Source organism: Nitrososphaerota archaeon (assembly GCA_016872055.1).
Lineage (GTDB): Archaea > Thermoproteota > Nitrososphaeria > Nitrososphaerales > Nitrosopumilaceae > Nitrosotenuis.
The window spans coordinates 1-11064 of record VHBH01000016.1 but is presented as its reverse complement, the minus strand read 5'-3'; the positions used below and the strand labels follow the sequence as shown (position 1 = coordinate 11064).

General features: G+C 43.0%; 14 protein-coding genes and 2 tRNA genes. 2 read left to right on the top strand and 14 right to left on the bottom strand.

Translation table 11 applies throughout. The features are described 5' to 3' along the window. Nucleotides 1-46 precede the first annotated feature (46 nt). Nucleotides 47-118 (top strand) — tRNA-His (locus FJ354_06790). 154 nt (nucleotides 119-272) lie between these two features. On the opposite strand, the gene FJ354_06785 is transcribed toward FJ354_06790, so the two are convergent. The 14 genes from FJ354_06785 to FJ354_06720 are packed head-to-tail and all read right to left on the bottom strand — an operon-like array spanning nucleotide 273 to nucleotide 10930. Then, nucleotides 273-614: a hypothetical protein gene (locus FJ354_06785; protein ID MBM3906359.1), complete on the bottom strand. Its 342-nt coding sequence runs from the start codon at nucleotides 612-614 to the stop codon at nucleotides 273-275. A gap of 34 nt (nucleotides 615-648) precedes the next feature. Further along, nucleotides 649-1389: a class I SAM-dependent methyltransferase gene (locus FJ354_06780; protein ID MBM3906358.1), complete on the bottom strand. Its 741-nt coding sequence runs from the start codon at nucleotides 1387-1389 to the stop codon at nucleotides 649-651. Nucleotides 1390-1413: 24 nt separating this feature from the next. Continuing rightward, entirely contained in the window at nucleotides 1414-1686 is a 273-nt protein-coding gene (locus FJ354_06775) for a hypothetical protein (GenBank protein ID MBM3906357.1), read from the bottom strand. Between the two features lie 43 nt (nucleotides 1687-1729). Continuing rightward, on the bottom strand, nucleotides 1730-2038 hold the full coding sequence (locus tag FJ354_06770) for a non-heme iron oxygenase ferredoxin subunit (GenBank protein ID MBM3906356.1): 309 nt from the start codon (nucleotides 2036-2038) through the stop codon (nucleotides 1730-1732). Nucleotides 2039-2070: 32 nt separating this feature from the next. Continuing rightward, nucleotides 2071-2934 (bottom strand): fumarylacetoacetate hydrolase family protein, encoded by an 864-nt coding sequence (locus tag FJ354_06765; protein ID MBM3906355.1) that lies wholly within the window; start codon nucleotides 2932-2934, stop codon nucleotides 2071-2073. Nucleotides 2935-2941: 7 nt separating this feature from the next. Continuing rightward, nucleotides 2942-4648: a glutamate--tRNA ligase gene (locus tag FJ354_06760; protein ID MBM3906354.1), complete on the bottom strand. Its 1707-nt coding sequence runs from the start codon at nucleotides 4646-4648 to the stop codon at nucleotides 2942-2944. Nucleotide 4649: 1 nt separating this feature from the next. After that, nucleotides 4650-5624 carry a polyprenyl synthetase family protein gene (locus tag FJ354_06755; GenBank protein ID MBM3906353.1) on the bottom strand — a complete coding sequence of 325 codons (975 nt, stop codon included), beginning with the start codon at nucleotides 5622-5624 and terminating at the stop codon, nucleotides 4650-4652. Then, entirely contained in the window at nucleotides 5624-6265 is a 642-nt protein-coding gene (locus FJ354_06750) for an isopentenyl-diphosphate Delta-isomerase (protein MBM3906352.1), read from the bottom strand. The genes FJ354_06755 and FJ354_06750 overlap by 1 nt, the downstream gene beginning before the upstream one ends. A 4-nt stretch (nucleotides 6266-6269) precedes the next feature. Next, entirely contained in the window at nucleotides 6270-7007 is a 738-nt protein-coding gene (locus FJ354_06745) for a gamma-glutamyl kinase (GenBank protein ID MBM3906351.1), read from the bottom strand. 44 nt (nucleotides 7008-7051) lie between these two features. Next, a complete protein-coding gene (gene mvk, locus FJ354_06740; protein ID MBM3906350.1) occupies nucleotides 7052-7993 on the bottom strand; it encodes a mevalonate kinase in 942 nt (313 codons plus the stop codon). Next, complete coding sequence (locus FJ354_06735; GenBank protein ID MBM3906349.1) at nucleotides 7990-8820, bottom strand: MEMO1 family protein; 831 nt, start codon at nucleotides 8818-8820, stop codon at nucleotides 7990-7992. The genes mvk and FJ354_06735 overlap by 4 nt, the downstream gene beginning before the upstream one ends. After that, nucleotides 8821-9444: a 30S ribosomal protein S2 gene (locus FJ354_06730; protein ID MBM3906348.1), complete on the bottom strand. Its 624-nt coding sequence runs from the start codon at nucleotides 9442-9444 to the stop codon at nucleotides 8821-8823. It abuts the gene before it with no gap. A 9-nt stretch (nucleotides 9445-9453) separates the two neighbouring features. Then, entirely contained in the window at nucleotides 9454-10692 is a 1239-nt protein-coding gene (locus FJ354_06725; GenBank protein MBM3906347.1) for an enolase, read from the bottom strand. Between the two features lies 1 nt (nucleotide 10693). Then, nucleotides 10694-10930, bottom strand: a complete 237-nt coding sequence (locus FJ354_06720; GenBank protein ID MBM3906346.1) for a DNA-directed RNA polymerase subunit N — start codon at nucleotides 10928-10930, stop codon at nucleotides 10694-10696. Nucleotides 10931-10979: 49 nt separating this feature from the next. On the opposite strand from FJ354_06720, the gene FJ354_06715 reads away from it, so the two are divergent. Then, a tRNA-Leu gene (locus tag FJ354_06715) sits at nucleotides 10980-11064 on the top strand.

The window sequence follows — 11064 nt, the reverse complement described above, 5'->3', positions numbered from 1 at the left end:
AGCTGTAGTTAGGTTAATAGTGGATCTGCCGGCTTAAGATTTTGCGGCCTTCGTAGTACAGTGGCTAGTATAGGGGACTGTGGATCCCCGGACAGGGGTTCGATTCCCCTCGAGGGCCTACACCTTTTGTTTAACTCCCACGGGACGCATTATTGTCCTATGAAAACACGTTCAGACAAGCAAATTAGGGACATCTACCGACTGGACGACAAACTAGGTGAGGCGTTAGATGCAGCAAAAATCTCTGGACGGATCGAAATTCTTCTTAGTCCCTAAAAGATTCCATACTTGCTTGATTCCATCTCTTCTTTGATGGCAAACTTTACCCGAAGGCTGGTCTTTTCCATTTTTTGCGTAAGCCAGGAGAGAAACTTTTTTTCACTTCCCTTGCCCTTTAGCTTGTAAAAATCAGGCCCCATTTGGTCGGCTAATTTTTGCACCAAATCAGAGCGCACAGAGACTACGTAAAAATGCCAGCCAAACGCAAATTCCGAATCGGTAATGGTAAAGCCGTCTTTTTCATGAACCATTTCCTCTAGGCCTGATAATGTCCTGATTATCTCCTTACTAGACTTGTCGTAATCTGTAGCAGAAACGTTGATGTTGACTCGCATGGATTGCTTATGTAGCTGAAAAATAAAAGGTTCACTATTTTATAAGGTGCCTTACCTCTATGTTAAAAAAATTATCCAGAATCTCGATATAGGCCTTGACAGGCGCCGGAATCTCCTGAGTGCAGGCCAGTCCGAGATTTTTTGCATTTATCCAGATCATTATTGTTTGTAGTATGGTCAGAAATCTATCGTTTCCTGCGTCTGGGGAGCCCACCGCTTTGGTGTATCGCTCAGCATGCTCCCATGCGGTGGTGAAGTCAATGCATTCTGTGTCAAAGACTACCTTAATCTGGTCCTTGAGATTCTTTGCCTGAATAAACGGCGTCTGGTGCAATAAATATGGAAAGCTGACCTTGTTTGGGATTACTCCGGGCAACGGATCAAAAATGGTGATAATCTTGCACCCTGGCCTCAGATTGGAGAATTTTTCAAGCATCTTTGCAATTATGGCCTCATCGGAGAACCAAAACAGGATTATTGTTGCATCTGGCATGTCTGCATCCGTTATGTCTTGGTGAAATGATGTAATCATTGGATCTTTTTTTATCTGTGAGATTTTTTCCCGGTTGTTATCGATTCCGACTGCTCTGGCTCCAAATTCTTTTGCAGCTATTTGCAGGCTGTTCCCTGTTCCACATCCCAAGTGATAGAAGATATCGTTTGCACCAAGGCCTGCAAACTTGAAAATCTCTCGCAATGAATCATCTAATAGCTGAACTTCTTGGCCTGAAATTATTGAATCTGGCAATGACGAAATGTATTCTTCTATTTTCACACTGAAAATACGCTTTGGGGAAATTTAATCCCTAATACTCTCTAGAGTTGATACTGCTTGCCACAGCGTAACTCGCACGTATGAAGGCAGATTCGGGTCTTGCGTAACGTCATCAATTTGGGATATTGCGTTTGCAGCTCTAATGGAGACTGGGTCTTGGCCTGCCTTAAGATTGGTAATCAAGTCTGTCAGATTCTTTTTGATGTTCTTTGGTGTGGTAGGACTTGAGGCAACCTGTGTCAGCGTCTGGATTGCCATTTCGAGTGATTTTTGGTTTTGAGCCTTTTTGTCTACCATGTTCAAATTTTGTAATATTTACACTAGTTTTAAAGTCTACACCCTAGAACTCCACAAAAACATTGTCTGATTCTATTATTGTTCTATGTGACTTTAGGTCTTTGATTTTGGCTGGAAATTTTTCCAGCTTGCCGCTCATGCAGTTGAATTTGGCGCCATGCCACCCACACGTGATAATTCCACCCTCCAAGACTCCTTCCGAAAGACTTGCTCCTGCATGTGTGCATGTGTCATCACAGGCAAAATAATTCCCATCAATATTTACAACTAGGATCTCTCGTCCGTCCGCGGTTACCTTCGTCATCTTTCCTGGTGGAATATCTGATGTCTTGCCCACGATGATTTTGCCCATTATTCTGTGATGTTTTGGTATTTCTTAAAAATCTAGTGCACGAATCGGACAGTATTTTCCAGCTTACCTATTTTTTCTATTTCCATCTCTATTTTATCCCCGTCCTTAAGGAATATTGCATCTGGCTTGTTTAACATCACCCCGGCTGGAGTTCCAGTAGATATGATGTCTCCGCACTCTAGCGTCATCACCCTGCTTAGTTTTGCGACAATTGATGGGATTTTTATGAACATGTTTGTGGTGTTTGAATTTTGGCGCAAAACTCCGTTTACCTTTGTGGTCATTTTGAGATTCTGCGGGTCTGGGATTTCATCTGCAGTTGTAATCCATGGTCCGCACGGAGCAAATGTGTCGAATCCTTTTGCTCGCCCAAACTGCTTGTCTTGTGCCTGGATGTCCCTTGCCGATACGTCATTGAAGACCATGTACCCAAAAATAGAGTCCATTGCGTCTTTTTCTTGTATGTTTTTGCAGTCTTTGGATATGATAATTGCAAGCTCTACTTCATAGTCCAATTGCTTTACAAAACTAGGGCAGATAATCTCGGAATTCGTGCCATTTAGAGTAGTCCTTGGAATTATCACTATTGCGGGATCTGTCGGAGGAGTGAGGTTCTGCTCTTTTGCGTGATCCACATAGTTGAATGCAAGGCAGATCACCTTTGGCGGATTTGGGATTGGAGCCAAGATCTTTGCATCAGATAACTTTACGGAATAATCCAGCTTGGGGTTTTGCGATACGACTTCTTTATACCAACCGTCAAACAAAAATTCCTTAATTAATAAGGGAATTGGGATTCCTGTTTTTGATATGATTTCTTCTTTTGTTGCAATTTGTCCGTCCCTGACAAATCCATAAGTCTCCTTACCTGCAATCAAAAATCTGCCAATCTTCATTGTTTTCTCACCTGTGTGTGTAAATTGCTTGCAGCATAGAATCCTTTCTGCAATATCCGAATCTTACGAATTGTATTTCCTTTCCCTCTTTTAGCTCGTTATAGTGGGGTTCTGTAAAAACGTTGATCTCCTGAAGGCTTGATGCATTAAATTCCTCACCAATGAAGAGCTGGCTTGGAATGAGGACCTTGATTTTCTGCACATTTTTTTGTGCGACCCAGTGAACTTTGGGAATGTCTGTTCCAAGCTCATCTCCGACATATTGACCTTCCAGTGGAGACTGGCTTGTTATTTTGACATTGCCTAGGCCCATAAAACGAATCGCATCACCCGGTTTTAGCTTATCTACGTCCTCTGACTCTACGTAAAATCCACCATCATGCTCTATCATGCGCTTGCCCATGTCTTTGGTCGGATGATTTGGTATGGTGATTGTACTTGATGGTAAGTCCTTGATCTTAATTGAGGCCGGATTTTTGACCATGTGAAGTCGTATGCTTTCCGGGTCGACTATTTTGCGGTTAAACGACTCTAGGGTTTCAAACGGCGCTAGTGTGTCTGCCTTTGTAAATCCTAGCGACAGTACGAATTTTCTAATTGCATCCTGTCTTATTCCACGTCTTTTTAGTGCCTCTAGCGTTGGAAGCCTTGGATCATCATACCCGGAGACCTTGCCGTCCTCAATTAATGGTCGCAAAACTCTCTTGGATACTGGCATCCCCTCAAAGCCAAGCCTTGAGAACTCGATTACCTTTGGCTTTCTCATCTTTAGCAGATCCAAAATGGTATAGTACAACTCGTTTCTCAGCTCATATTCCTTGGTCCTAAACGCATGTGTAACCCCATCAATGCTGTCCTCAATTGCCACTGCAAAGTCGTAGCTTGGCCAGACCCTGTACTTGTCGCCAAGCAGCGGGTGCTTTGTTTCTATGATTCTAAACATTACTGGATCGCGCATCACAGTATTTTCTGAGCTCATATTTCCTCGGAATCGAACTATGGCGTCACCTTGTCCGTATTTTGAAAACATTTTATCCCATCTGTCCTTGTTTTGCTCAAGCTCGCCCATACTGCACTTGCATGGCTTCATCTCTCGCCTGTTTGCAGAGATTGTCTCTTGTTTGCACGTGCAGACATATGCATAGTTGCCATCTAGCATCTCTTGACATTTTTTGTAGAGTAGTTCTACGTCATCCGATGTGTTCTTTACTCGATCATACTTTACCTCAAGCCAGTCAAGGCCAACCTTGATTGCCGCGTAATATTCCAGCCGTTCGGCTTCTGGGTTTGTATCGTCAAATCGCAAAATTAGCTTGCCGCCATACATCTTGGCGTATTCCTCATCGATTATGGCTGCCTTTGCGTGTCCAATATGCGGATATCCGTTCGGCTCTGGGGGGAATCTCGTTACTACTCTGCCGTGCTCTGCACCCTCGAGTGGGGGCAAGCCTTCTCGCTCTTCTTGTTTTTTTGGTTTTTCTACTAGTAGGTCTGGGAATCTATCCTGGATCTGCCTTTTGATTTGATCCTGCGACATTTGGTTTACGGAATTTACTATCTCGATTATGGATGGCATTATTTCCTTTACCTGAGTTCGAAGCGACGGCTCTGTTCCAAGAATTTTGCCTAGGACTATTTTATCCTGGGTTTTGCCGTGCTCTAGTGCGTTTTGTAGTGCTGCCTTTAGTATATTGTCTCTTACTTGCTCACTCAATCTACAGGCTCCTAGTTACAACAAAATCCAAAAGCGTAATCATTTCTGATTTTGCAGGACCTGAATATTTTGCTAAAGAGTCCTTTGCCTTTTGCGCGTAATCCAGTGCTACCTTTCTTACCTCTTGCTCTATGTGCAGGTCGCGCATAACTTCTATTGCCTTTGAAATGTCAGATTTTGCGGCCCTTGGATTTCCAAATGCGTTAAGGATTATTTTCTTGGAACTTGGGTGAGCCTTTTGTATTGAAAGTAGTATTGGCAGGGATTTCTTTCCCTCTCGCAGGTCGTTTCCTACTGGTTTTTTTGTGATCTTGGGGTCGCCCAAGACTCCAATATAGTCATCTGTTATCTGAAATGAAACGCCTAGGTTTTTTCCAAATGATGCTAAGTTTGCAACGTCGTGCGGCTTTTTGGCACAAATTGCACCCATTGCGCAGGATACCTCAAAAAGGGCAGATGTCTTTTTTTCTATCATGGTGATGTATTCTGCCTCGGTTGGGATCTTTTTTCCCTCTGCCATCTTGATGTCAAGGACTTGACCTTCGCACACGTCGACGCACGCCTTGGCAAGCCTTGCAACAAGACCTGATGACACCTGCGGATTTCTTACACTATCTGTGGAAACCATCTCAAATGCCTTTGAAAACAAAACGTCTCCTGCAAGTATTGCAAGCGGCATGCCAAATCTAGTGTGCACAGTTGGAACACCGTGTCGCATCTCATCATTATCCATGATATCGTCGTGAACCAAAGTAAAATTGTGAACCATTTCTATTGCAGCAGCTGCTGGAAGTGCGTCTTTTGTAGAACCACCAAGCATTTGGCAGCTTTTCAATACTAGATATGGACGAAGTCGCTTGCCGCCATTGACAATTAGGTGAGCTCCTGCCTTGTACAAAACATCCGGTCTGCCGTCCAGATTTGACTTTAGATAGGAATTGATCTTTTTTGCAGTGCTCGGGAGTGTCTTCACCATTAGTTTAGTAGCCTCCAGTTGTTTGTGGGAAAGTGGTATTTGAGTGATTTTTCCAACACATGCTTGAGTTCCGGTTTCATCCATTTGTCAAAGACTGGTTTGTGTTTTTGAATCATTGCCTCATCTGATGCATACAGAAAATACAGGGCAACTAGCATCCACGGACAATAAATCTGAGGGTTCTTCTCAATATCTGAGAGCAATTCCTTTTCGTCTACCCACTTTATTTCGCTGATTTCGTCTTTGACAAGTTTCATTTGAAAATCATCTGAGACTTGGCCGATTAGTGTACCGCAGATCTCATTTTCCGATCCAACACCTTTGTATGGAACATGATACTCGAACTTGAAGAGATAGTCAAGCTGGGACTGGGCACCAATTTCCTCTGGGAGTCTTCTCTCTGCAGATGACACATAGGTCTCTGTCTTTCTTGGATGACTTGCGACCGTGCCGTCCCAGTCTCCTGGCCAGAGCATCTTGCTTTCACTCCTTCTTGTAAGTAAGAGTCTATGGTCTTTGTCAAAGAGCAATACCGTAAATGCACGGTGGAGCTTGCCGTTTGGAAGGTGACACTTTACCTTTTCCTCTGTGCCTATTGGATTATCGTTACTATCAACTAGGATAAGAAATTCTTCTGCCATGTCTCTATCGAAATACTGTCCCCTCAAACTTGCTTTTTTGAATAGAATCGACTATTCTTTGCGGCTTGTTTCCGTTTACAAAAAAGACTTTTAATCCCATCTTGGAAATTTTGGTTGCCTCTTCGACTTTACGCTTCATGCCGCCTGTGACATCCATTGGTATGTCTTGTATTGATGCCTGTTGATCCCTCATGTCGTGGATTAGTCGTTTTGTCTTAAAATCGTAATACAAACCGTCCACATTTAGGACAAATATTGAGAGCCTTGGGCGTAATGTTTTTGCCAGAATGCTCATAATTCTGTCTCCTGATAGGATGTATGATTTTTTCTGGCCGTACCACAACGCATCGCCAAATGTTACTGGAACCAAATTGGACTCTGCAATTTTTTTGACTTCTTTTACCTTTGGTGTGATTGGCCTGTTTCCTACCATAAAGTCAGTTGGTGGAAGGCAGTATGGATTTAGCTTATTTTTTACAAAGGAATCCAGAATTATCTTGTTTAGCTGAATCATTGAGTTTTTGACTATGGCAACACCGTGGTAGTCGTATTTTGCAGGTCTTGTGTGCATGTCATATTTGACAGACCAATAATGGCCAAAAGATCCCCCGCCGTGTACTATGATAAAGGGCTCTGAGATCTTTTTGAGATGTCTTGTAATGCCGTCTATGGTCTTTGTTCTTGGAGAAAGAGGTCTTTTCTTGTTGGTTATGATGGAGCCTCCAAGCTTGATGAGAATCATAATTGACCTCAGAAATGGCGTCAGTTAAAAAGTATTGAGTGGGCCTATACTTTTTGCTCGACGCCGGCGGTGTCTATTTTTGTTGCAAAGCATTCGTACTTGGATAGTGTATCAAGTGTGTACTTCAGATTGGACTCGTCAACTAGTACCACGATACATCCACCGTCTCCGGCGCCAGTCAACTTTGCACCATAGGATGTGTTTTTGACTGATTGCACCATTGAATCCAAGGTTTGGTTTGACACACCTATTTTTTGTAGGTGTGCTTGGTTTAGGATCATTTTCTCACCTATCTTTTCAAGATCGTTTGTCTTCAAGGCCTCCAATGACGCTTCAATCAACGCCGATTCGTTCTGGCAGAGAAGTGAAAACTCGTCGGGATGTTTTTCCTTAAATTGTTTTACTCGCGATACTACCTCGCTGGTAGAATGAACCATCTTAGAATTGGCAATGACTAGCTGAAACTTGGGTGCAAGATTCAGATTTTTTGTTCCTTGTTTTGTGTACTCCATTATTCCGCCAAAGGTGCAGCTTGCGGTGTCTGCACCAGAAGCATTCTCAAAGACCGTCTTTTCTGCTTCCAGTGCCATGTCTAGTATTTCCTCTTTGGAAAATTTTGCAAAAAGGCCAGAAATTGAGCTTGTTGCGGCAACACAACACGCAGACGACGAACCAAGGCCGACACCGGGCGGAATCTCTGATCGTATTGTTGTTTTGAGTCCAGATTTGGAATTGAATTTTTGTAGGATTTTTTGGGCGACAAAAACCACCGGCCTAAACGTCGCATCGACATTTTTGATCGGCTCATTTTTTGGTATGGAAATAGTTCCAAGTGCAGAATCTATCTCGATTGTACCGGAATTAACAAGCTCTGATTCTACTGTTATTTTTTTGTCTATTGCACACAAAATGGCCTTTCCACCATACACAATAAAGTGCTCGCCAAACAAGATTACTTTGGCAGGAGCAGTCGCTATTGACTTCAACTAAACACGATTGATGCGTATCCGACAACGGAGCTCTTGTCTCCGGCAATATCGCCACTTGTTGCATACTTGAGTAGTCTTCCTTGTGTTGCTCCCAGTTCCTTGCATGCAATCATAGTTGAGGCAATTGCTCCATATCCGCACGCACTTACCCTCCTTTCATTCAATGTTTTATAGAATTTTTCCACATCTAATTTCAGTATCGGTTCGATGAGTGCCTTGTCCTGCTCGTATGCAAACTCGTTTGACTCATAATGTGTAAAGTCGGATGAGCCAATTATGATGGTCTTTCTTATTTTTGCAAGCTTGGCAACGGCATTGCCCACTTCCTGCATGTATTCATGGTCCTGATCATTTAGAATGATGGGCAATATTTTGAATGGCTTTTTGTAAAACTGCATTAGCATTGGCACCTGAACCTCGATGCTATGCTCTCGTGTATGTGAAAAATAATCGATTTCAATTATTTTTGAAATTTCGTTGATTTGTTTTGCTCCATCTGAATCGACTTCTACTTGGCCTAGCGGGGTCTCCCAATAACAATCCCTCATCGTGGCAATATTGCATCCAATTCCCCAGTGGTTTGGGCCCAAAATTACGGCAGTGTCAAAGTCTTGGACTGCAATACTCCCAAATGAATGAGTGGCCACAGGACCCGAATACATGTAGCCTGCATGGGGACAGATTGCTCCGTAGATCTTTTCTTTTTTTTGATGAATTTGACCTATTCCAAACTCGCTTGATATGGAATTATTAATTGATTGCTCGAGTTTTGATTTTTCTTTTGGATAGAACATGCCAGCAACTGCTGGTGTTCTAATTCGCATCTATTCTAGTTCCTCTTCAGAAATCTTTGTTTCGAAATCGTCGATTTCGTATTTCATTGGGTCGTTTTCGCCCAGCTTTCCTTTTTGTATTAGTATTTCTCTTGCCAACAGCCAAAATACCGTGGCAAGTGACTTTCTACCCCTGTTGTTTGCTGGAATGACTAGGTCGATTTTTGATGTGACATTGTCTGTGTTTGATACGCCGATGACTGGAATTCCGGCATTTGTTGCCTCTATGATTGCCTGCGAGTCAACTTGAGGATCAGAGATGATGACTAATTTTGGTTCAGTGTAATACGGTAATGACGGGTTGGTCAGAGTTCCCGGCATGAATCTGCTTAGCATCTTTCTAGCACCGGTGATTTCACAGAATTTCTCAATTGGCGTACTTGCATATTCTCGTCCAGAGCAAACCAAGATTTGTGATGGTTCCATTCTGTTGATGAATTTAGCTGCAGTCTTGATTCTTGCCAATGTTTGGTCAAGGTCAATCATGTAGAGTCCTTCAGGGCTTGCCTTTGTGATAAATGGTTGCATGAAGGTAGTCTTGACAGTAGTTCCAACTCTTATTCCTGTGGAGAGGATCTTTTTCTTGATGTCTTGCGGTTCTGTCTGCTGACTCATTTTACGATTTTAAACCTCTGCCATACCCGATATTAAACCATGCTCTGAGAGACGAATCAATTCATTTAGTTTTGCTATTCTCTCGCCGCCCACTACGCCCACCTTTAGCATTTTAGAACCAGTGGCAACTCCAATATGAGAAATCTGGTAATCTGTGGACTCGCCTGATCTATGTGATGTTATGATTCCTATTTTGTTCTTGGAGGCAATCTGTGCAAACTCTAGTGCATCATCGAGACTTCCCGCCTGGTTTACCTTGAGAATGACACCGGTGCATGACTTTTTCTTTACCGCCTTTTGCAGAATTTTTGGATTTGTGACTGTCAGGTCGTCGCCTGTGACAAATGTCTTTGGGAATTTATTTGCCAGTATGGCCATGTCATCAAATGCTTCCTCGTGCACCGCATCTTCGGCATAGATCAGCTTGTATTTTTTTATGATGTTTGCGGCAAAGTCGATTTGCTCTTCCGGGGTGTTCTCAAAGCCGGCGCGGTCGTAAACGTACTTTTTCTTTTTATCATCCCATTGTGTAGATGATGCAAAATCAACACCCAATGCAACTTCTTTTCCTAGTGTGTAGCCTAGATTTTCTATTGCCTGGGCAGAGATCTCTAATGCCTTTTCGTTGTCCATCTCTGGCGCCCATCCCCCCTCATCACCTCTACCGTTGGTAAATCGCGGATTGTCTTTTTGGAGTGTTTTGCCAAGCTCCTTGTGGACTGCCAAGTTCATCTCTATTGATTCCCTTGGCGTCTTTGCCCCAACTGAGCAGATCAAAATCTCTTGAATGTCGGGAGTCCCGGGGCCTGCATGGGCTCCTCCCCCAAGAATATTTCCTAGCGGGAATGGGAATCTCCATTTTTTTGTCTGAGAAATTACCTTAAAGAATGGCTCATCTCTTGCCTTTGCAGCAGAGTCAATTGAGGCTATTGTTAATGCATATGCCACCGCACCGCCAATTTTTGAGTAATTACTGCTGGAATCTATTTTTCTTATCTCTCTTTGAATTGACTTTAGGTCGTCCGAGTCTAGGTCAACAAATTTTTTTATATTCTTGTTTAGGATTTGTAGGCTTTTTTCTGGGTTGTTGTCTGCAAAACTTTGTACCTCGTATTTCCCGACACTTGCACCGGATGGCGCGCAGGCTCGACCGAGATATTTTTTATCTGAAATGACATCTATTTCGATTGTCTTGCTACCGCGACTATTGTAAAGCAGTCTGCCTCTTACCGATGTGATCTTTGGCAAACTACTCTAGCTCAGATTGAACTTCCAAGTAACGTCTCTGGATTGCCTCGTAGAATGGAATGACTTGTTGCATTGTCTCTACGGTTGTCAACATCATTCTTCTACAGCAGTATCTTTTCAAACCAAGTGAATCTAAAACTTTGATTGGCTCTTCTCCAGCTTTAATCCTGTTTTGATAATCGTCGTATTTATCAGCAATTAGATTTCCACAAGTGAAACATCTGACTGGGATTAACACAACGACAAAAATCAAGTAAGGTTATAAAAACCATCCATGGAATTTTGCTGCGGGAGTCGCCAAGCCTGGCCAACGGCGCTAGCTTGAGGGGCTAGTATCTTAGGATTTCGTGGGTTCAAATCCCACTTCCCGCA

Excerpts from the sequence above, each read along its gene's own strand:
- FJ354_06730 (MBM3906348.1), bottom strand. The coding sequence starts at position 9,444 with ATGAGTCAGCAGACAGAACCGCAAGACATCAAGAAAAAGATCCTCTCC.
- FJ354_06775 (MBM3906357.1), bottom strand. The coding sequence starts at position 1,686 with ATGGTAGACAAAAAGGCTCAAAACCAAAAATCACTCGAAATGGCAATC.
- FJ354_06785 (MBM3906359.1), bottom strand. The coding sequence starts at position 614 with ATGCGAGTCAACATCAACGTTTCTGCTACAGATTACGACAAGTCTAGT.
- FJ354_06755 (MBM3906353.1), bottom strand. The coding sequence starts at position 5,624 with ATGGTGAAGACACTCCCGAGCACTGCAAAAAAGATCAATTCCTATCTA.
- FJ354_06750 (MBM3906352.1), bottom strand. The coding sequence starts at position 6,265 with ATGGCAGAAGAATTTCTTATCCTAGTTGATAGTAACGATAATCCAATA.
- FJ354_06745 (MBM3906351.1), bottom strand. The coding sequence starts at position 7,007 with ATGATTCTCATCAAGCTTGGAGGCTCCATCATAACCAACAAGAAAAGA.
- FJ354_06765 (MBM3906355.1), bottom strand. The coding sequence starts at position 2,934 with ATGAAGATTGGCAGATTTTTGATTGCAGGTAAGGAGACTTATGGATTT.
- FJ354_06735 (MBM3906349.1), bottom strand. The coding sequence starts at position 8,820 with ATGCGAATTAGAACACCAGCAGTTGCTGGCATGTTCTATCCAAAAGAA.
- FJ354_06770 (MBM3906356.1), bottom strand. The coding sequence starts at position 2,038 with ATGGGCAAAATCATCGTGGGCAAGACATCAGATATTCCACCAGGAAAG.